Source organism: Micromonospora sp. B9E7, assembly GCF_039871815.1.
GTDB lineage: Bacteria > Actinomycetota > Actinomycetes > Mycobacteriales > Micromonosporaceae > Micromonospora.
In genome coordinates this window covers 425,986-445,814 of the sequence record NZ_JBDPLX010000001.1, presented here as the reverse complement: position 1 = coordinate 445,814, position 19,829 = coordinate 425,986, and the positions used below count along the sequence as shown (strand labels likewise).

At 69.6% G+C, this 19,829-nt stretch carries 22 protein-coding genes and 1 pseudogene; 9 read left to right on the top strand and 14 right to left on the bottom strand.

Annotation, left to right across the window (positions count from 1 at the left end):
- Positions 1-35 precede the first annotated feature (35 nt).
- Positions 36-449 (bottom strand): hypothetical protein, encoded by a 414-nt coding sequence (locus ABGB10_RS01960; protein ID WP_347659073.1) that lies wholly within the window; start codon positions 447-449, stop codon positions 36-38.
- 47 nt (positions 450-496) lie between these two features.
- On the opposite strand from ABGB10_RS01960, the pseudogene ABGB10_RS01955 reads away from it, so the two are divergent.
- From ABGB10_RS01955 to ABGB10_RS01940, 4 genes and pseudogenes are all read left to right on the top strand, one after another.
- Positions 497-892, top strand: a pseudogene (locus ABGB10_RS01955) (response regulator); the annotation flags it as partial.
- 166 nt (positions 893-1,058) lie between these two features.
- On the top strand, positions 1,059-1,613 hold the full coding sequence (locus tag ABGB10_RS01950) for a DUF5872 domain-containing protein (RefSeq protein ID WP_347659072.1): 555 nt from the start codon (positions 1,059-1,061) through the stop codon (positions 1,611-1,613).
- 106 nt (positions 1,614-1,719) lie between these two features.
- The gene (locus tag ABGB10_RS01945; RefSeq protein ID WP_347659071.1) at positions 1,720-2,406 is read left to right on the top strand and encodes a hypothetical protein; all 687 of its coding nucleotides are present in this window, start codon (positions 1,720-1,722) and stop codon (positions 2,404-2,406) included.
- Between the two features lie 2 nt (positions 2,407-2,408).
- On the top strand, positions 2,409-2,579 hold the full coding sequence (locus ABGB10_RS01940; protein ID WP_347659070.1) for a hypothetical protein: 171 nt from the start codon (positions 2,409-2,411) through the stop codon (positions 2,577-2,579).
- 100 nt (positions 2,580-2,679) lie between these two features.
- Here the strand turns inward: ABGB10_RS01940 and ABGB10_RS01935 are convergent, their stop codons facing one another.
- The 7 genes from ABGB10_RS01935 to ABGB10_RS01905 all read right to left on the bottom strand — a co-directional run bounded on the left by ABGB10_RS01935 (position 2,680) and on the right by ABGB10_RS01905 (position 9,414).
- Positions 2,680-3,090, bottom strand: coding sequence for an SMP-30/gluconolactonase/LRE family protein (locus ABGB10_RS01935; RefSeq protein ID WP_347659069.1), 411 nt, complete (start codon positions 3,088-3,090; stop codon positions 2,680-2,682).
- 60 nt (positions 3,091-3,150) lie between these two features.
- The gene (locus tag ABGB10_RS01930) at positions 3,151-5,043 is read right to left on the bottom strand and encodes an ABC transporter ATP-binding protein (RefSeq protein WP_347659068.1); all 1,893 of its coding nucleotides are present in this window, start codon (positions 5,041-5,043) and stop codon (positions 3,151-3,153) included.
- Between the two features lie 51 nt (positions 5,044-5,094).
- On the bottom strand, positions 5,095-5,691 hold the full coding sequence (locus ABGB10_RS01925; protein ID WP_347659067.1) for a hypothetical protein: 597 nt from the start codon (positions 5,689-5,691) through the stop codon (positions 5,095-5,097).
- 206 nt (positions 5,692-5,897) lie between these two features.
- Positions 5,898-7,148, bottom strand: a complete 1,251-nt coding sequence (locus tag ABGB10_RS01920) for a DUF222 domain-containing protein (protein WP_347659066.1) — start codon at positions 7,146-7,148, stop codon at positions 5,898-5,900.
- Positions 7,149-7,239: 91 nt separating this feature from the next.
- Positions 7,240-7,587 carry a thioredoxin gene (gene trxA, locus ABGB10_RS01915; protein WP_347659065.1) on the bottom strand — a complete coding sequence of 116 codons (348 nt, stop codon included), beginning with the start codon at positions 7,585-7,587 and terminating at the stop codon, positions 7,240-7,242.
- A complete protein-coding gene (locus tag ABGB10_RS01910) occupies positions 7,557-7,949 on the bottom strand; it encodes a MerR family transcriptional regulator (RefSeq protein ID WP_347659064.1) in 393 nt (130 codons plus the stop codon). Before ABGB10_RS01910 ends, trxA begins: the two co-directional genes overlap by 31 nt.
- Positions 7,950-8,118: 169 nt before the next feature.
- Entirely contained in the window at positions 8,119-9,414 is a 1,296-nt protein-coding gene (locus ABGB10_RS01905; RefSeq protein WP_347659063.1) for a chitosanase, read from the bottom strand.
- 193 nt (positions 9,415-9,607) lie between these two features.
- On the opposite strand from ABGB10_RS01905, the gene ABGB10_RS01900 reads away from it, so the two are divergent.
- Positions 9,608-10,249 (top strand): hypothetical protein, encoded by a 642-nt coding sequence (locus ABGB10_RS01900; protein ID WP_347659062.1) that lies wholly within the window; start codon positions 9,608-9,610, stop codon positions 10,247-10,249.
- A gap of 45 nt (positions 10,250-10,294) precedes the next feature.
- Here the strand turns inward: ABGB10_RS01900 and ABGB10_RS01895 are convergent, their stop codons facing one another.
- Positions 10,295-11,920, bottom strand: coding sequence for a glycoside hydrolase family 43 protein (locus tag ABGB10_RS01895; RefSeq protein WP_347659061.1), 1,626 nt, complete (start codon positions 11,918-11,920; stop codon positions 10,295-10,297).
- 254 nt (positions 11,921-12,174) lie between these two features.
- Here ABGB10_RS01895 and ABGB10_RS01890 point away from each other — a divergent pair, with 254 nt between their 5' ends.
- From ABGB10_RS01890 to ABGB10_RS01875, 4 genes are read left to right on the top strand one after another with little or no spacing between them, the layout of a single operon-like run.
- On the top strand, positions 12,175-13,470 hold the full coding sequence (locus tag ABGB10_RS01890) for an extracellular solute-binding protein (protein WP_347659060.1): 1,296 nt from the start codon (positions 12,175-12,177) through the stop codon (positions 13,468-13,470).
- A gap of 52 nt (positions 13,471-13,522) precedes the next feature.
- Positions 13,523-14,521, top strand: a complete 999-nt coding sequence (locus tag ABGB10_RS01885; protein ID WP_347659059.1) for a sugar ABC transporter permease — start codon at positions 13,523-13,525, stop codon at positions 14,519-14,521.
- On the top strand, positions 14,518-15,354 hold the full coding sequence (locus tag ABGB10_RS01880; RefSeq protein ID WP_347659058.1) for a carbohydrate ABC transporter permease: 837 nt from the start codon (positions 14,518-14,520) through the stop codon (positions 15,352-15,354). Before ABGB10_RS01885 ends, ABGB10_RS01880 begins: the two co-directional genes overlap by 4 nt.
- Positions 15,355-15,406: 52 nt before the next feature.
- Positions 15,407-16,432 carry a LacI family DNA-binding transcriptional regulator gene (locus tag ABGB10_RS01875; protein WP_347659057.1) on the top strand — a complete coding sequence of 342 codons (1,026 nt, stop codon included), beginning with the start codon at positions 15,407-15,409 and terminating at the stop codon, positions 16,430-16,432.
- Positions 16,433-16,438: 6 nt separating this feature from the next.
- Here the strand turns inward: ABGB10_RS01875 and ABGB10_RS01870 are convergent, their stop codons facing one another.
- The 5 genes from ABGB10_RS01870 to ABGB10_RS01850 all read right to left on the bottom strand — a co-directional run bounded on the left by ABGB10_RS01870 (position 16,439) and on the right by ABGB10_RS01850 (position 19,427).
- Positions 16,439-17,146 (bottom strand): ElyC/SanA/YdcF family protein, encoded by a 708-nt coding sequence (locus tag ABGB10_RS01870; RefSeq protein WP_347659056.1) that lies wholly within the window; start codon positions 17,144-17,146, stop codon positions 16,439-16,441.
- 44 nt (positions 17,147-17,190) lie between these two features.
- Positions 17,191-17,355, bottom strand: a complete 165-nt coding sequence (locus ABGB10_RS01865) for a hypothetical protein (RefSeq protein ID WP_347659055.1) — start codon at positions 17,353-17,355, stop codon at positions 17,191-17,193.
- 97 nt (positions 17,356-17,452) lie between these two features.
- Positions 17,453-17,674, bottom strand: a complete 222-nt coding sequence (locus ABGB10_RS01860) for a hypothetical protein (RefSeq protein ID WP_347659054.1) — start codon at positions 17,672-17,674, stop codon at positions 17,453-17,455.
- A gap of 17 nt (positions 17,675-17,691) precedes the next feature.
- Complete coding sequence (locus ABGB10_RS01855; protein ID WP_347659053.1) at positions 17,692-18,534, bottom strand: ABC transporter permease subunit; 843 nt, start codon at positions 18,532-18,534, stop codon at positions 17,692-17,694.
- Positions 18,531-19,427: an ABC transporter ATP-binding protein gene (locus ABGB10_RS01850; RefSeq protein WP_347659052.1), complete on the bottom strand. Its 897-nt coding sequence runs from the start codon at positions 19,425-19,427 to the stop codon at positions 18,531-18,533. Before ABGB10_RS01850 ends, ABGB10_RS01855 begins: the two co-directional genes overlap by 4 nt.
- Between the last annotated feature and the right edge of the window lie 402 nt (positions 19,428-19,829).

Below are 19,829 nucleotides of genomic sequence, written 5' to 3'. Positions count from 1 at the left end.
CTCGCAGTCGGTGGGACAGCAGGGCGCCCGGCCAGTCAGTGGTCTACAGCCACGTCCGGGTGACCCTGCTGTTCGACGTTGCGCACCCACTGCCGGGTCAGCGCCATGGCGGCGGCGCGGCCCGTCACCCGTTGCTGATACGGCCGGTCGCCGCGCTGGTCATCCGTCGCGACCAGAGACGAATCGAGCGGGTAGGCCACGACCGGCCAACGCCCGGAGATTGCTCGCCAAGGCCAGACGACCGAGGTGGCGAGCAGCGCGGCGAGCCAGTTGAGCAGGTAGCCGAGGCCAATCAGGAGGAGGACGGCGACGACGAGCAGTTCGAACGGCCCGCCGTCCCCGCCGGCGAGCCATTCGGGCTGAGGAAAGCGGGGACGCCAGGCGAGACGGCGGCGGCCCACCCGCCAGGTGCGCAGCTGACCAGACTCGTCCCGCCACGCCGCCACCATGACGACATGGTGGCCCATCGCGACAAACCCACCTGCACCGGCCTGTGGTGGGATCAGTCGTCGGCGACGGACACCGGCTCCGAGCCGATGCAGCGCTGCTGCTCATCGAGGACGACCTGACCATCCGTACCCCGCTGATCCGTGCCCTTCGGGAACGCGGCCATGCGGTGGCCGCGGCCTCGACGGCGATGGCCGGGCTCCGCGACGCGCTGGAGGACCGGCCCGACCTCGTCGTGTTCGACCTGGGCCTGCCCGACCTGGACGGGCGCGAATTGCTGCGGATGCTGCGCGCGGTCAGCTCGGTGCCGGTCATCGTGGCCACCGCGCGCGACGACGAGGCCGAGATCGTGCGGGTGCTCGACGCGGGCGCCGACGACTACGTGGTCAAGCCGTTCACCGCGGCGCAACTCGACGCCTGCGCCCGCGCGGTGCTGCGCCGGGGCCCTCCGGTGCCGACGTGCAGGATCCGGCGCTCGTCGTCGGTGGCCGCCGGGGGTCGTCTCGACCTGCGTGCCGGTCCGGGTGGCGGGGCGCAGGTGCTGCTCTGGCTCGGGCCGCCGACGTCACCGCCCAAGGCATAGGCGCTGCGGTGCCGGGTAGCTGCCAGCCATGGCGCGGTATACGAAACCCGAGCTCAGAGAGCAGATCAAGGAAGAAATCAAGGCTTCCGACAAGGGCGGCCGGCCCGGGCAGTGGTCGGCGCGCAAGTCGCAGCTGGTCACGCAGGAGTACAAGAAGCGCGGTGGGGGATTCCTGGGCGTAAAGGACGAGCGGCAGAAGGCTCTGCAGCGCTGGGGCAACGAGAAGTGGCAGACGAAAGAGGGCGACACGCGGGCGCGCAAGGGCGGCACGACGGGCCGTTACCTGCCCAAGAAGGCCTGGGACGAGATGTCGGAGAGTCAGAAGCGCGCAACCGACACCAAGAAGCGCGAAGCCTCTCGAACCGGCAAGCAGTACGTCGCCAACACCGGGCCGGCCAAACGGGCGCGTCGAGACGCCACCACGGCCGGCCGGATGTCGGAGATGCCGGTCACCGAGGCGGTCAAGCTGGTCCGTGGTCTCGACACGCGACAGCTCAGGACCGCCCTGCGTAACGAGCGCGCCAGCAAGGACCGCAAGACCCTCGTCCAGCGGCTGGAGGCGGAACTCAACCGGCGCGGCTGACCTGCCCCCTGGACCGCCCTAACCTGGCCTTAGCGTCCCGACAGCGTGCTGCTATCCCGATTTGACCGATCCTCGGAGTCGACAACCGAGGAAAGTGGACACCACGATGAAGCGCTCCAATCTGCTTCTGGCGGCGGTCGGCGGGTCGGCGGTGCTGGCGGTGGCCGGGGTCGCGCTGGGCGTCAACGCCGCGAACGACCCGCGCGCGGGCGCCGTCTCCCACCGACTGGTCCATGAGGTACGCCCCGGGGAGCTGCTCTGGCTCGGCCCACCTGGCCACACCGGCCTCAGCCTCGACGCGGCGCGATCCGATGATCTGCTGCTCGTCGCCGGTGGCACCGGGCTGGCGCCGCTGCGCGCCCTCGTCGAGCAGGTCGCTGCCGCACCGGACGGCCGGCGGGTGACGCTGGTCGTCGGCGCGCGCTCGTTCACCGACCTGTACGACGCGATCAGCCTCGACAAGCTGCAATGCGCCCACGAGTGGTTGACCGTGGTGCCGACGTTCTCCGACGACCCGTGCGCCGAGGCGGCCGAACAGGGCGATGCCCTGACCGTCGCCCTTGAGCATCACCGGCCCGGCCCGGCCCGGCCCGGCCCGGCCAGGACGTCTACGTCTGCGGCCCGCCCGCGATGCTGGCTGCCGCCCGGTCACGGCTGGGTACTCCCGATATCCCGGCCGCTCGTCTCCACCTGCCCACCCCGGCATCCGGAAGACGTCCACTGGGAATCCACAGCGAGTACAGCGGTTACCTCTAACGTGGACGTATATGTTCGTGCGCTAACGGAGGAATGATTGTGACGAGTATTGTCAGGCGTGCTGGCATCGCGCTGACCACGGCGGCGTTCGCGCTCACGCTGCTCGGGCTGGGTACGTCGAATGTCGGGGCTGCCGGCAGCGGCGAGGTTGGCCCGTCGGCCTACCCCTGCAATTTCTGGAACCAAGACTGCTGGCCGATCGAGCTGTAAGCCACAGGCACCTCCGGTTACCGGGTACCTGAATACTCGATAGCTGGTTCGGAGGATGCCGTTCTCGCGCAGATCAAACTGTCCGGGAACGGCATCCTCATCAGTACGGATAGCCGGGGACGTTGAGCCGCACGCTGTATAGGCCGGAGTCGTTCCTCGGGCCCGAGGTGATGTAGAGGGTCTGCCGGTCGGGGCCGCCGATCGCCACGTTCGTCGTACCGGAGGTGCCGGACCGGATCGTGCCGAGCTGGGCGCCCGTGGGGGAGTAGACGTGCACCAGGCCGTCCGAGCCCGACGCCCAGTACACGTTGCCGGCGCAGTCGATCCTCGCGCGGTCCGGGCCGCCGATGTAGTTCACGAAGACGCTGCGAGCGCCGGTGCTGCCGTCGGGCTGCACGGCGTACTTGTAGATCTTGTTCTCGGAGTAGGCGCCGCACCACACGACACACCCACCGAACTGCCCGACGAGTAGCACCAGAGCAAGCTGGACCACGACCAGCGGACCAACCACATTCTCAAACCGACAAGATCAACTAATTCCCGATCGGACGACCCGTCCACGGATTCAGGCTTAGACGGCGACCCGTTGCTCCTGGACGGCCGGCTGGTCCTCGGCGAACTGGGTGCGGTACAACTCCTGGTACCGGCCACCGGCGGCGAGCAGATCGCTGTGCCGCCCGCGTTCGACGATGCGCCCGTCCTCGACGACGAGGATCTGGTCTGCCGCCCGGATGGTGGAGAGCCGGTGCGCGATGACCACGCTCGTCCGGCCGGTCAGGGCTTCGGCGAGGGCGGCCTGGACCGCCGCCTCCGAGGTGGAGTCGAGATGCGCGGTCGCCTCGTCGAGGATGACCACGCGCGGGCGGGCCAACAGCAGCCGTGAGATGGTGAGCCGTTGCCGTTCCCCGCCCGACAACCGGTAACCGCGTTCGCCGACGACGGTGTCGAGCCCGTCCGGGAGCGAGCGGATCAGGTCGTCGAGCCGGGCTCGCCGCAGCACGTCCCACATCTCGTCCTCGGTCGCGTCCGGACGAGCGAACGCCAAGTTGGCGCGGATGCTCTCGTGGAAGAGGTGCCCGTCCTGGGTCACCACGCCCAACGCCGTCCGGATCGACTCGGCCGACAGGTCGCGTACGTCGACATCGGCGAGTTTCACCACGCCGTCCTCCACGTCGTACAGGCGTGGCACGAGTTGCGCGATCGTCGACTTGCCCGCCCCGGAGGAACCGACGAGGGCGACCATCTGCCCCGCCTCGGCGCGGAACGACACACCGTGCAGCACCTCCTCGCCGCCGCGTGTGTCCAGCTTCGCCACGTCCTCCAGGGATGCGAGCGACACCTTGTCCGCCGAGGGGTAGCCGAACCGTACGTCGTCGAACTCCACCGCGACCGGCCCGTCGGGCAGCGGCTGGGCGTCGGCCTTGTCGAGAATCAGCGGCTTGAGGTCGAGGACCTCGAACACCCGCTCGAAGCTCACCAGCGCGCTCATCACCTCGACCCGGGCGCTGGCCAGCGACGTCAACGGCGCGTAGAGACGCGACAGGAGCAGCGCGAGGGCGACCACGGTCCCGGCGTCGAGGCTGCCGCGGAGGGCGTAGAGGCCGCCCAGGCCGTAGACCAGGGCCAGCGCCAGCGAGCCGACGACGGTGAGCGCGGTGATGAAGACCCACTGCAGCATGGCGGTACGGACGCCGATGTCTCGGACCCGTCGGGCCCGGGCCGCGAACTCGGCCGACTCCTCGGCCGGCCGCCCGTACAGCTTGACGAGTGTGGCACCGGGTGCGGAGAAGCGTTCCGTCATCCGGGTGCTCATGGCAGCGTTGTGCTCGGCCGCCTCACGCTGCAACCGGGCGAGCTTCGACCCCATCCGCCGGGCCGGCAGGACGAAGATGGGCAACAGAACGAGCGCCAGCACCGTGATCTGCCACGAGAAGGTGAGCATCACGGCCAACGTCAGGATCAGCGTGACGGTGTTGCCGACCACACTCGACAGGGTGTCGCTGAAGGCCCGCTGCGCGCCGATCACGTCGTTGTTCAACCGGCTGACCAGCGCACCCGTGCGGGTCCTGGTGAAGAACGCGACTGGCATGCGCTGGACGTGGTCGAAGACCGCCGTCCGTAGCTGGACGATCAGCCCCTCACCGATGCTCGCGGAGAGGAACCGCGTCACCAGACCCAGGCCGGCCTCGGCGAGGGCGATCAGGGCGATCAGCACCGCCAGCCGGATCACCACGCCGCTGTCGGCGCCGTCCACGATCGCGTCGACCACCCGCCCGGCGAGAACCGGTGCCGCGACCGTGAGGACGGCCGTCACCACGCTCAACAACAGGAACCTGACGATCAGTGCACGGTGTGGCCGCGCGAATCGCGCGATGCGCTTCAACGTGGCGCGGGACAGTGGGCGCTCGTCCTGTGCGTTCATCGCGTGGTGCAGGGACATCCACGCGGTAACTTCCATGCTCATGCATTACCTCCGATATTGGAGGCTATGACCTCACCCGAGCTTGAGGTCAAGTCATTTCGCAGGTTGCTCCACTTCGGCGCGGATCTGGCCGAACACACCTTGCGGGTCATCCGTCTTTGCGAAGCCGACGAAGGTCACCATGCCGAGTGTGTGGTGGTCGCTCCACACGCAGATGTCGACACGGAGGCCGGTCTCGGCCTGGCCGATGCCGCAGCCGGTCGTCCCGCCCAGAGGGCCGGGCGGGACCGGGCGCACGTCGGTGACGTTCGGTATTCCGCCGAAGATCTTGTCCAGCGTCGCCGTGGGATCGGTGATCGTGCCCGACACCGCGCTGATCATGATCACCCGCTGGTCATCGTCGGGGATGTGCAGCCCGCGCTCTCGGGAGTGCACCTCCTCCGCCCGGACGTAGGCGGTGCCCACCAGGCTGGTGGGCTCGGTGCTCAGCAGCTTCTTGACGTTGCTCATGTTCTGCTCGGCCCGGTCGCGTAGACCTCGATCCACGGACTCGGGCCAGGTGCCCAGAAGCATGGTTGGCCTGTCGACGCGCATCGCCACCGCAGGGGGTGATGACTGCGCACCAGCTGCCGGCGCGGAAGTGTCCTCCTGCGCCGCGCATCCGGTCGCGGCCAGCAGGAACGCCGACATCACCGTGCTGACGACCGCTGAGCCTGGCAGTCCTGTGCGCCCCATGGAGCCCCATCCCTGTCTCGTGTCCGGTGCGCAAGATATCGCGCAGGCCACCGACGGATGACGACGGGCACACTGTGGTGCAGGAGCGCATCCCGCAACGAGCGGGTAGCCGGACGACGTCTCGGCTCGTCGGGTTGCTCGGATCTTCGTGCTCTCCGCCGCTATGTGCGTCGGTGGTAGTGGTTGCGGCGTGGTAGTTGTTCGGGGTCGAGCCAGGCCGGTGGCACGAATTCCGGATGGCCGTCGTCGCCGAGGCGAACCGTCCACTTGCTGTGGTGGATGTGTCGGTGGTGGTGGCCGCAGAGCAGGACTGAGTTGTCGAGGTTGGTGGGGCCGCCGTCGGCCCAGTGTTGGATGTGGTGGGCGGCGCACCAGCGTGGTGGTCGGTCGCAGCCGGGGAAGGTGCAGCCGCCGTCGCGTAGTACGAGGGCTCGTCGTAGTGGGCCGGTGATGAGTCGGCGTTGTCGGCCGACGTCGAGGACCTGGCCGGTGCCACCGAGGACGGCGGGCAGGATGGTGGCGTCGCAGGCGAGTCGGCGCACCGTGTCCGGGGTGAGGTGGAGGCCGGTGTCGAGGGTGCCGGCACCGAGTTGCCCCGCGAGGGCGTCGAAGCTGGTGGTGACGACGATCTGCGCGGATTCGCCGCCATGCTCCGGCAGTGCGTCGGCGCGAAGGGCGAGTCGGCAGACATCGCTGAGGGCGTCGTGTCGACGTTGCCCGGGGGATCGGGTGTCGTCGGGCCCGCAGGGTGCGCTCAGCGGATCGATGGCAGCGCGCAGCACTGCGGCGGTTTCCGGGTCGAGGATGCCGCTGAGCCGCAAGCGACCGTCATTCTGCTCGGAGATGGTGAGGTGCCGGTCGCGGGTCGCCCGGGCGGTTTCGGCGTCCAGTGCGGCACGGGCGGCGGCGTCGGCGAGGTCGGGGGCGACGTGGTCGAGGATGCGGGTGCCGAGCTTGCGCAGCAGGGTGGGATCGAACTGGCCGGCCCAGTCGGTGAGCACACCGACGGCCTTGTCGGCGGCCTCCGCGCCGGCCGACGCCTGCACGGTGGTGACAGTGTCGGCGATGACCCGGGCCTGGTCGAGGGTGATGTGCCCGTCGGCCAACGCTTGTCGTACCCCCGGGTTGCCGGTGTCCAGTGCGGTGGCGAGGTCGATGAGCCGGCGGGCGGCGGGAACGGTGAGGCGCAGTCGCTCGCGCAGCCAGACCGCTGTGCTGGACGCGCCCCGCGCGCGGGCGGCGCCTCGACCGTCGATCTCACGAACCAGGGCGAGCGTGACGGCGGCGAGGCGTTGCTCCAGGCGGTGTGCGGCGTCGAGCGCCGTGATCAGCTCGTCGTCGGCGAGAGCCCAGGCGGCGTCGTCAACGCAGGCGGCGACCGCGTCGTCCGCCTGCGCCAACTCCTCGACCATGACCCGAGACTAGAGCAGATGTACGACACTTTCAGTTACCATGATCGATTGATGTCAGCCGGAGCGGAGAGGACTCACGGGCGGTGATCGGTCACAGGCCGGCGTGCATGGTCAGGCTCTGCCGCAGGTGGAGTTTCGGCCTGGACCCGACGACCGAGCCGACGACCTCGCCCCCACGGAACACCAGCAGCGTCGGCAGGGACATGACTCCGTAGCGCCGCGTGGCCTGCGGGTTGTCGTCGGAGTTGAGCTTGGCGATGACCATCCGGTCGCCGAACTCCTGTGCCAGCTCGACGAGGCTCTTCTCGATCATCTTGCACGGCGGGCACCACTCCGCCCAGAAGTCGACCACGACGGGCCGGTCGCTGGCCAGCACCAGCTCGGCGAACGTGTCGTCGGTGGCGGTGATCAGAGAGCTGACGGTCGTTTCCTGGGGCATGTTTCCTCCCGGTGCGCGATGGCGTGGGTGAGCTGGGTGTGCAACTGCTGACGGACCGCTCCGAGCCGATCGAGGTAGTCGTCGACCTCGGCGAGCTTGCGTCGCAGCACCAGCACGGAATCCGGACAGACGTCGCCGGACGCGTTGCCCGCTCGCAGACAGGCAACGAACGGACGGACGTCATCGAGGCCGAAGCCGACGTCGAGCAGCGCCCGGATCTCCCGGACGACCCGTAGTTCCGCCTCGTCGTAGACGCGGTAGCCGTTCGCCGAGCGCTGCGGGTGTACCAACCCGTGGGCTTCGTAGTAGCGCAGCGTTCGGGTGCTCGTGCCGGCCCGTTCCGCCAGCTCGCCGATCAGCATCAGACCTCCTCGACCAGCCCGTCGCGACCAGGCTAAACCTTGTCGTCAGCGTCAAGGCAAGGCTGCTCCCCGCGCCGTGTCCAGGCTCCGAGCACGGCTCAGGGCGCCGTGTCCAGGCTCCGAGCACGGCTCAGGGCGCCGGCTCGCCGGCGCCCTGAGCGTGTGCGCACTAGCCGATCCGGAACTGGTCTCCGTAGACGGCGAACACCAACGGCGTGTTGAGGTTGAAGTTGCCGTTGTTGAGGAAGACCCGCTGGGCGGTGTCCACCCGGGATGTGTCCGAGTGGGCCTCCTCCTTCTTCATCTCGATGACCCGCTCGTCGAGGAAGGCGTTGAGCCAGGTCCGCTCGTCACCGCCCTGCGCCGGTGGCTTCGCCCGAGCGAGGGCGCGGTTGCGGATCTGCCGCATGCCCTCGTACCCGTGCATGACGGCCGCGTCGTAGTAGGCGAACTGGCCGAGCGCCCGGACCTGGTCGTTCTTGCCGTCGCGTACCGACGGGTTGAAGTAGACCCGGTCCCGTTCGGCCTCCTGGGCGGCCCGGAAGACCGAGTCGTTGGCCGCCGTCCGCCAGTCGCGGGGGAAGTTCGGGTCGAGGCCCGAGTGCGAGGGGGTGCCGTTGACGGCGCGCAGCGCCGGCAGGTAGCCGGCCAGCACGTTGCCCGGCTTGGTGTTCGTGTACGCCTGCACCAGTTCGAGCATGTCGCCCGTGCCGGAGCAGAAGCCGATGATGCCGGCGGTGTAGCCGCGTCCGTCGCCGATGTCCTCGATGTAGGAGAACTGTGCACGCCAGTCGAGCGACGAGTTCTCCGCAGCCGAGACGAGCTGCATGGCGACGTCCTTCTTCGCCGGGTCGTCGAGGTTGGTCCCGGTCGGGGTGGTGGGCGTGGGGGTGGGGTTGCTGCCGCCGCCGGGCAGGGTCCACTGCTGGTTGGAGGTGCCACCGCAGGTCCAGATCTGCAGCCGAGCGCCGTTCGCGGTGCTGCGGTCGGTGACGTCGAGGCACTTGCCGGAGCCGGAGTTGACGAGCGCGCCGTTGCTGGCGGTCCACTTCTGCGCGCCGGTGCCGTTGCAGTCGTACAACTGGATCTTGGCGCCGTTGGCGGTCGACGCGGCGGTCACGTCGAGACACTTGCCGAGCGCCCGGATCGAGTTGTCGGTGTTGCCGACGGTCCACGTCTGGGCCGCGCTGCCGTTGCAGTCGTAGAGCTGGACGGCCGTGCCGTTGGCCGGGTTGGCGCCGGCCACGTCGACGCACTTGCCGGCCAGGCCGGTGATCCGGCCGGCGGTCGCGGCGCTGGCCGACGGCAGGCCGTAACCGACGGCGGCGACGCCGATCAGCAGGGTGCTCGCGACGTAGGCGGCTGTTCTCTTGCGAACCATGGTGTTCCTCGGGGAAGGGGCGGCATGCCGCCGGCCGGTCGGTGCCCGGCGCGGCGGTTCGGCCCCGGTGGGCACCGCGAGCATCAGGAAACTGTATTAACAGATATCAGTACGTCGGTGCGTCGTCAATCGACGTCAGCCGTCCGTGACGAGGCATGTTCATCTCGTCGACGGCCACCCGCGAGCTCGATGCCCGGACCGCACAGTTAGATGTCGTCAGCAGTACCGCGTCCCGGCGAGCAGACCAGGGACGGCACCGAGACGCAAGGAGCGCTCCATGGCAGTCGACGCCCGCCGTACCCGGCCGCTGTGGGCCGCGGCCACGGCCGTGCTCGCCCTGGCGGCGCTGTCCGCCTGCGGCGGCCCCGACGGCCCCGATCCGGTCGGTGCGCCCGCCACGAGCAACGCCGAGGCCACGCCGACCGAGGCCACGCCGACCGAGGCCACGCCGACCGGCGCGGCGCCCCCGCCGGTCAAGGGCAAGCTGCGCGGGTACGGCACGGTGCGTCAGCTCAGCGAGACCGCGGACCTGGTGGTAAGGGGTGAGGTCGAGGCGGCGGGCTTTCGGGTCGACGAGGTGCTGCGCGCGGCGAACGGGACGTCCGTGCGCGCCGGGACGCGGATCACCCTCGCCGGCCTCGACCGGGGCGTGGCGGACATGGCCCACATGTCCACGCTCGAAGCGGGCCAGGTCGCGGTGCTCTACCTCGCCAAGGACCCGGCCGCCCCGACGTTCCGCACGCTCAGCGGCGACTTCGGCGTGTTCGACCTGACCGGGGCCGGTGACGACGCGGTCGCGGCGTCCCGCTCGCAGGCCATGGCCGTCAGTGGCCTCGTCACCGAGGACCCGGCCGCGTCCGGCCACGGCTTCCGCACCACCCTCGGCCAGCTCCGCGCCGTCGCCGCCCAGGTCGAGTAGGACGACTGGAACGCGGACGGCACCCACCGGGTGCCGTCCGCGTGCTCACTGCTCCCGGTAGGTGGCCAGGTCGAAGTCGGCGTACCCGCCGTCGCCGCCGAGGTCCTGCACCCACAGACCGAGGAACGCTCCGGTGAAACCCCACGCCGCCGGCTCACCGTCGATGATCAACGCGGCGTGCTCGTCGGACAGGATGGTCGCGTCCAGGTCGACGCCGACCGGCTGCCAACCGACACCGAGGTCGTAGTCGAAGCGCACCACCGGCCCGTCGAACACGGCCCGCAGACCGACGCGGGTGACGCCGCTGACGTCGACGGTCAGATCGGGGTACGGGGTGCGCCGCCCGTTGTCGGAGCTGAGCAACTGCAGCACCGTGCGCCCGTCGTCGTCCCGGGTCAGGTAGAGGTGGTGCCAGTTCAGGGTGTTGTAGTAGGTGGTGATCCCGGCGAGCTGCCGGTGGTCGACCGGGTCGAACTCCACCACGGTCTCCAGCGAGCAGTGCATCGCGCCGACGCGTCGCCCGACCAGGCTGGGGGCCTGCCGGCCGACCGGCGACTGCCCGCCGTGGATCCGCAGGTGCGACGGACGGGCGCGCAGGTCGACCCAGTCCGTGGTGGCCGGCCGGCGCAGCGTCGACCAGCACAGGCCCAGCTCGGGGGCGTCGAAGTGGTCGGTCTCGGGCTCTGCCGGCCACGGGTGCGCGGGCAGGTCGGGTGCGACGACCTCGTCTGCCGGAACCCCTCCGGCGATCTTCGGCCAGTCACCCGACGGCCACTCGACCCGTTGGATCGCGGTCTCCCGGCCGAGCACACAACTGCCCAGCGGGGAGTAGGGGCGGCCCACCAGGTGGGCCAGGTACCACTCGCCGGTCTGGGTGCGAACCATGCTGCCGTGACCCGCCTTCTGCAGCCGCAGGTCGGGGCGACCGACGGAGGTGAGCAGCGGCCCGTCCGGATCCACCTCGTACGGCCCGAACAGCTCCCGGGACCGTGCCACGGTGACCTGGTGCTCCCAACTGGTGCCACCCTCGGCGGTGATCAGCCAGTACCAGCCGTCGTGGCGGTAGATGTGCGGACCCTCGGTGACCCCGACCGCAGTGCCGGTGAACAGCATGCGCGGGCGGCCGACCAGCCGACGCGCGGCCCGGTCGTACTGCTGGATCTCGATGCCGCCGAAGCGGTCCCGGCCGGGTCGCCAGTCCGCGCTCATGCTCAGCAGCCAACTGGTGCCGTCGTCGTCGTGGAACAGCGCGGCGTCGAAACCGCGCCCGTGCAGTTTCACCGGGTCCGACCAGGGGCCGGCGATGTCCTCGGCGGTGACCAGGAAGTTCTGTGGATCCCAGTAGCCGCTGGCGAAGCTGGCCACGTCGCTGTAGACGAGGTGGAACTGACCGTCGTGGTACGTCAGGTCGGGCGCCCACACGCCGTTGGAGTCACCGCAGCCGCGCAGGTCGAGCAGGCGGCGGTCGGTGATGACCCCGCTCAGGGTGCGCCAGTTCACGAGATCACGCGAGTGGTGCACACGCACGCCCGGATACCACTCGAACGTCGAGGTGGCCAGGTAGTAGTCGTCGCCGACCCGCAGGATCGACGGATCCGGGTGGAACCCGGCGAGGACGGGATTGCGGATCGACCGGGTAGCGGTCGCCACGTTAGCGATGTCGGTCGACACGAGGGCTCCTCTGGACGGGCTGTCTGGAACTTCCGGAAACTTGCGGTCCCGGATCGCTGGAAGTCCTGCCTACGCTAGCCGGTCTTTTCGCAATAGGACAGAGGGCTTGACCGTTACGGAAACAGCTCGTAGCGTGCCGGCCATCGACCGGTAATACCGGCGAAGCTTTTTGAAAGTTCCGGAGATCCATAGGTTCCCACCACGCCGGCCCGGCCGGCAACCGAGCACCCCGTGAGTTCCCGAAGGGATGGATCATGACCCCGCACCTTTCCCGCCGAAAGCTGCTCGGCCTCGCCGGTGCCGGCGCTGGCGCGTATCTGCTGAGCGCCTGTAGCGGCGACGACAACTCCGGCGACCCGAACGCCCCGCAGACCATCAACTGGTGGCACATCCAGAACACCGACCCGATGCTCCCGGTCTGGGCGGCGATGGCCAACGAGTACAAGGCCGCGCACAGCAACGTCACGTTCACCATCCAGCCGCTGGAGAACGAGGCGTTCAAGGCCAAGCTCACCACCGCCACCCAGGCCGGCGACCCGCCGGACCTGTTCCAGTCCTGGGGTGGCGGCGTGCTCAAGCAGCAGGTCGACGCGGGCCTGGTCAAGGACCTCACCGACGACGTGAAGGACCTGGTCGCCGGCATCCTGCCCGCCGCCATGCAGCCATACACGATCGACGGCAAGATCTACGGCATTCCGTTCGACATCGGCATGGTCGGGTTCTGGTACAACAAGGAGCTCTTCACCCGCGCCGGCATCACCGATACCCCCACCACCTGGACCGGCGTGCTCGACGCGGTCCGCAAGCTCAAGACCGCCGGCATCACCCCGGTCGCCCTGGCCGGTAAGGACAAGTGGCCGGCCCACTTCTACTGGTCCTACCTCGCGATGCGCATCGGCGGTGTCGACGCGCTGCAGAAGGCCGTCGACAGCAAGAACTTCGACACCCCCGACCTCGTCGCCGCGGGTGAGCGGCTCAAGGAACTCGTCGACCTGCAGCCGTTCCAGAAGGGCTTCCTCGGCGCGGAGTTCGGCTCGCCCGACGGTCAGGCCGCCACCATGGGCAACGGCAACGCCGGCATGGAGCTGATGGGCCAGTGGGCGCCGGCGGTGCAGGCGTCCAGCTCCACCAGCAAGAAGGGCCTCGGCGACAAGCTCGGCTTCTTCCCGTTCCCCTCCGTGGACGGCGGCAAGGGCGCCGCGACCGAGGTCTTCGGCGGTGGCAACGGCTTCGCCGTCGGCAAGGACGCGCCGGCCGCCACCATCGACTTCCTGAAGTTCCTGCTCAGCGTCGAGAACCAGAAGCGGTCCGCGCAGACCGGCGCGGTGCTGCCCACGGTGAAGGATGCCACCTCCGCCATCAGCGACCCCAACAACAAGGCCGTCGCGGAGGCCCTGGCCAAGAACACCGGCTTCCAGCTCTACCTCGACCAGGCGTATGCACCCGCACTCGGGCAGCAGATCAACGACAGCGTCGCGGAGATCATCGCCGGCTCGAAGTCGCCGGCGGCGATCGTCAAGGACATCACGCAGGTGGCAAAGACCGTCTGATCGTGACCCCTCATCCGTCCGTAGCCGGCCGTAGAACCCGAGTGGAGCAGGAATGACCAGGCCATCGACCGTGTCCGACCTGAGGCGCGGCGACACGGCGACCGATCCGCCGGCACCGGGGCCGGGCACCGCGCGTAAGCGTGGCCGCCAGCCCCGGCCGGGCCGGGGTGGCGTCCTCGCCGTGTTCCTGGCGCCTGCCCTGGCGCTGTTCGTACTGCTGGTCCTCGCCCCCATCGTGGTGGCCGCCTACGCCAGCTTCTTCAAGTGGAACGGCTTCGGCCTGCCGGAGAACTTCATCGGGTTCGACAACTACACCCGTGCCTTCGGCGATTCGACGTTCCGCGGTGACCTCCAGCGTGGCCTGGTGCTGGTGGTGCTGTCCCTGGTCGTGCAGCTGCCTGTTGCGCTGGCCCTGGCCATGCTGCTCAACCAGCCACTTCGCGGGCGGGCCGTCTATCGGCTGATCTTCTTCGCCCCGTACGTGCTCTCCGAGGTCACCACGGCCGTCCTGTTCACCCTGGTGTTCTCCCCCAACCGAGGGCTCGGGGAGGGGGTCGCCCGGTGGCTGGGCGCCGACGCGGGCACCGTCTTCGCCGACCCGGACACGGTGCTGTACGCCGTCTTCCTCGTGGTGTCCTGGAAGTACTTCGGCCTCTACATGATGCTCTTCCTGGCGGCCCGGCAGGGCATCCCGAAGGAGTTGTCCGAGGCCGCGGTCACCGACGGCGCCACCGCCTGGCAGGCGTTCCGACACGTCACCCTGCCCCTGCTCGGCCCGACGATCCGCATCAGCATCTTCCTGTCGGTCATCGGCACCATCCAACTGTTCGACATGGTGTGGGTGCTCACCGGTGGTGGGCCGATCCACTCCTCGGAGACGTTGGCCGTCACGATGTACCAGTTCGGCTTCCGTCGCTTCGAGGTCGGCTACGCGAGTGCCATCAGCATCGTGATGTTCCTGCTGAGCCTCGTCTTCGCCCTGTTCTACCAACGCATCGTCCTGCGTCGTGACACGGCGGGCGCGATCACCACCCAGGGAGGCCAGCGATGACCGCCACGGCGAGTCGCGCCCAGCGGACCCGCAGCGTCGTGCTGCACCTCGTCTGCATCGCCGTCGGCGTGCTCATCGTCGTGCCGGTGTACTTCGGCGTGCTCGGCGGCTTCAAGGACAACGGCCAGTTGTCCACCAACCCGCTGGGCTGGCCCGACCCGTGGGTGCCGAACTACTTCGAGATCCTGGGCAACGGGGTGTTCTGGCGGCAGCTCGGTAACAGTCTCCTCATCGCCGTGAGTAGCACCTTCATCGTCGTCGGCGCGGCGGCGATGGCCGCGTTCGTCTTCGCTCGCTACGCCTTCCGGGGCCGCGAGTTCCTGGTGACGTTGTTCGCGATCGGCTTGATGTTCCCGTTCGCGGTGGCCATCCTGCCGCTGTTCGTGCTGCTGCGCGGCATCGGCCTGCTGGACAACCCGCTCGGCGTCATCCTGCCCCAGGCCGCCTTCGGGCTGCCGATCACCATCATCATCCTGCGCCAGTTCTTCCGGACCATCCCGGCCGAGGTCGAGGAGGCTGCCGTCCTCGACGGCTGCGGCCCCTTCGGGTTCTTCTGGAAGGTCCTGCTGCCGATGGCCCGTCCCGCCCTGGCCACCGTCTCGGTGCTGGCCATCGTGACCAGCTGGAACAACTTCATGCTCCCGTTGGTCGTCTTCAGCGACCAGAGTTGGTGGACCCTTCCGGTCGGGGTCCAGGCGTTCCAGGGCCAGTACGCCGACGACACCGCTCGGGTGCTCGCCTACGTCGTGCTGTCCATGCTTCCGGCCCTGGGCTTCTACGCGGTGGCCGAACGCCAACTCATCGGCGGTCTGACCGGCAGCGTCAAGGGATGACATCGCACCACCGCGAGCAGACCTGAAGCTTCCGGTACGACGAGGGGGGACCGTGGGCGCGGAGAACGGCCGAAACGTCACCATCGCCATGATCGCGCGGTTGGCGGGTGTCTCCGTGCCCACGGTCTCCCGGGTCATCAACGGCCGCTCCGACGTCGCTCCCGACACCCGGGAACGCGTCGAGGCGCTGCTCAACCGGCACGGGTACCGTCGCCGGTCACCGGCCCGGCGTACCGACGCGGCCCTCATCGACCTGGTCTTCAACGACCTGGACAGCCCGTGGGCCGTGGAGATCATCCGCGGGGTGGAGGACGTCGGTCAGACCAGCGGCGTCGGCACCGTCGTGTCGGCCATCCACTGGCGCATCTCCTCGGCCAAGCAGTGGCTCGACAACATGCGTACGCGCTCCACCGAGGGGGTCATCTTCGTGACCTCGATGGTGAACCCACCATTGCAGGCCGAGCTGCGTCGGCTGCACCTGCCGGTCGTCATCATCGACCCCGCCGGCGTGGACCCCCAGGAGTCACCCACCATCGGCGCCACCAACTGGGCGGGCAGCCTGAGCGCCAACCAGTACCTGATCAGCCTGGGGCACCGCCGGATCGGCTTCATCGCCGGCCCACCGCACCTGATGTGCAGCCGGGCCCGGATGGACGGCTACCGGGCCGCCCTCGGCGCCGCCGACATCCCCGTCGACGACGCCCTCATCCGGCCGGGCAACTTCTACCACGAGTCCGGGTTCAGCGCCGGTACGCAGTTGCTGGCCCTGCCCGACCCGCCCACCGCCATCTTCGCCTCCAGCGACCAGATGGCACTCGGCGTCTACGAGGCGGTCCGCAAACGTGGCCTACGGGTGCCCGACGACATCAGCGTGGTCGGCTTCGACGACCTACCGGAGGTTCGGTGGTGCTCCCCGCCGCTGACCACCGTCCGCCAACCCCTCGCCGAGATGGGCATGCTGGCCGCACGGACCGTCCTGCGTCTCGCCGGCGGCGAGAAGACCGAAAGCCCTCGGGTGGAACTCGCCACCGAGTTGATCGTCCGCGACAGCGCCGCGCCACCCCGACGACCGGCGTGACGCCGGTCAGCCCTCGCGCAGGGCGTCCTCGACGCCGACCTCCCGCCGGCCGAGGTGTGCCGGGTCCCGGCCGGAGAGCAGATCCAGCGCGGCCTTCAGACAGGCGCCGTTCTCCCGGTACGAGCTGATCCGCCAGGTCTGCGCGTACCGCCTCGCGGTCTCGTCACCCACCCCGCTGGCGTCGATGCCGAGGCCCCGGCACAGGGCCACGGCCCGGGGCAGGTGGAACGCCTGCGTCACGACCGTCGCCCGGCGCACCCCGAAGATGCGTTCAGCCCGCGCGCACGAGTCGTACGTGTCGAAACCGGCGTGGTCGAGCACCACCTTCCGCGCCGGCACCCCCCGGTCGACCAGCCAGCTCCGCATCGCGGCGGGCTCGTTGTAGTCCGCGTTCATGTTGTCGCCCGAGACCAGGATCGCCCGCACCCTGCCGGCCTCGAACAGCCGTCGCGCGATCTCCAACCGGGCCGCGAGAAACGGTGACGGGCTGCCGTCCGCGTCCACCTTCGTGCCCAGCACCAGGGCGACCGGCGCTTCCGGCACGGTCGCCTCGTCGTAGATGTGGCCGTCCGCCGTGTCGCGGATCCACGTCACGCTGGCCACGGTGCCTCCGGTCACCACCACCGCACCCGCCACGAACGCGAGAACCGTACGACGGACGAGCCGCCGATGTTCCCCGTACCACCGCCTGGCCGTGATCAACCGTCCCCGCATGCCCGCGAGACTATTCCGGCCGCGCTCGGATCTGGTCAACCGCCTCAGCCGAGGTCGTGCTCCTCCAGGCCGGTGTTGAGGAGCCAGGCGAGCGGCATGGTCGCGCGGACCACGTAGTGGTCGTCTTCCAGGCGGTACATGGCGACAGTCTGCGCCGTGTCCTGGTCGATCACCCAGTATTGGGGGATGCCAGCGGCGCGGCTCGTCACCTGACAGCAGTGGTGGTGGGAGCGCCTTCGCCGATCGTTTCGGAAGCGCGTCTTCGCGCATCCAGCCGAGCGGGGCTACGCCGAGCTGCCTCCGGCGTCAGGTCTCCGGGTGGCGGCGGACGAAGTCCTGGTAGGTCTCGTTGGCCAGCTCGATCTCCCGGACCTCGGCCCGGCGCACCTCGGCCGCGGACCGCGCGCGGGCGAGCCGCAACTGGTGCCGTCGGTCCCGCGTGCGGGCCCAGCCACGGGCCAGACCCCAGACGATCCAGCCACTGGACGCGACGAGCCCGGTCAGTACGAAGGCGAGGAGGAAGTCCATGTCGACATCCTTTCCGATCAGCCGACGTCCCGGCGGACGGCGAGCCAGGTGCCCAGCCCGAACATCAGCACGACGTATCCGAGCAGGACGGTGACAGGCAGCACGGCACCGGCTGATTCGATCACCCCGGGGGTGCCGCCCTCGAACTGGGAGCGGGCGCCCAGCGCGCCGGCGAGAGCACCGGAGCTGGGGGCGAGAAGCAGCTTCTGGACGACCTCAAGGGGGCTGAGGACGAGGGCGAGGCCGCTGATCGCGTTCTCCAGCACGAGCGTCCAGACGAGGCCGACGGCGATCGCGGTGGCGGTGCTGCGGAACGCGATGGCGAGAAAGTAGCCGAGGCTGGCGTGCGCGCTGCAGATCAGCCAGGCCGCCGCGACGGCACCGGCCAGGTCGCCGGCCGGTGGCCAGTCCAGTCCGCGTCCTTCGACCAGTGCGAGCAGCGTCGTGACGGCAGCCATGGCGGCGAACGTGAGGACGGCGAGCAGTAGGGTGAGGGCGCAGAGCGCGACGGCGTGCCCGGCGAGCACCTGCGCTCTTCGGGGACGCTGGGTGAAGATCAGATTGAGCGTCCCCCAGCGGTACTCGTTGCCGACGACGACGGCGCCGAGGATGACCACGATCGCCCCACCGAACAGCGGGAACAGCGCGATCCCGGTGGGCACGAGCTGGCCGGGCAGTACGGCGTCCAGCAGCGACGCGGCGTCGTCGGCCTGCTTCGGGTTGCCGGCGAGAGCCAGGTGCACGAGGTACGGAACGCCGACGCCGAAGGCGAGCGCCAACGCGATCCAGGTGAGGGTGACGGTCCACACCGCCGGCCGTTTGCGGTCGGCGAACCAGGCCGCGCGTACCGAGGCGATCATCGGCTGCTCCCTGTCGTGCCCGTTAGCTCCAGGAACGCCTCCTCCAGTGAGTGGCGTACCGTGCGCAGTTCGCGTACCTCGATGCCGGCCTCGACCAGCGTGCGGTTGAGTTCCGCGGCGAGCGCCGGGTCGGCGCTGACCCGCAGTGTGCCGTCGACCGCCTCGACCGCCTCGACGGCCCGGACGCCCCGGTGGTCGCGCAGGCACGCGGCGGCCCTGTCGACCGGATCAGCGGCGATGAGCAGCTCCCCGCCGCCGAGCGCGGCGCGCAGCTCGTCGGAGGTGCCGTCGGCGACCAGCCGACCCTGGTTGATGACGGCGATCCGGTCGCAGACCTGCTCGACCTCGCCGAGCACGTGGCTGGAGAGCAGCACGGTGCGTCCGTGCTGGCCGAGCGAGCGGAGCAGCTCCCGGATCTCCGAGACGCCGGCCGGGTCGAGGCCGTTGGTGGGTTCGTCGAGGATCAGCAGGCTGGGCTCCTTGAGCAGCGCGGCGGCCACGCCGAGCCGCTGTTTCATGCCCAACGAGTACGTCCGGAACGCCGAGCGCGCGCGTCCGGTCAGGCCCACCTCGGCCAGCACCCGGTCGGCGGCGCTGTCGGGCACTCCCGCGTATCGGGCGGCCAGCCGCAGGTTGTCCACCCCGGACAGATGTGGGTAGAAGGCCGGCGACTCGATAAGCGCGCCCACCCGGCCCAGCTCGTTCGGGGTGCCGGGGGGCTGACCCAGCACCCGGATCCGGCCGGACGTCGGCCGGACGAGCCCGACCAGCATCCGCATGGTGGTGGTCTTGCCCGCGCCGTTGGGGCCGAGGAAGCCGAAGACCGTCCCTTCGGGCACCCGCAGGGTGAGCCCGTCGACCGCGGTGACGCCGCCGGGATAACGCTTGGTCACCTCGTGGACTTCAATGGCGAATCGGTCATTCCCCAACGGACTGGCGCAATCGTCCGGTGGGCCGGCGGGGTTCACCGCCGAGATTTTGCTTCGCCTTCATCTGAACGGTCCTTACTCATTCCCGACCGCAACGCAGAGTTGATTACGCGCGGTCAATTAACTGATCGTTAAGGCAGGTCGGGGTGGCGGCGGGACCATCCACCGTGGGGGATTGCGCCGCCGGGGAGCCTCGCGCCTGGAACGATGTAATCGCTCCTGACCTGCGCAAGGGTCCGATGGCGACCACAGACTAGCGGAGGTTGATCGGGTCCGGAAGGTTCGCGTCGGCGCGCGCCGAGAAAATCTCTCGCCGCCGCAGCTCAGTGCCCTTCAATTCACTCCGGCCACTACCCGACCCGAAAC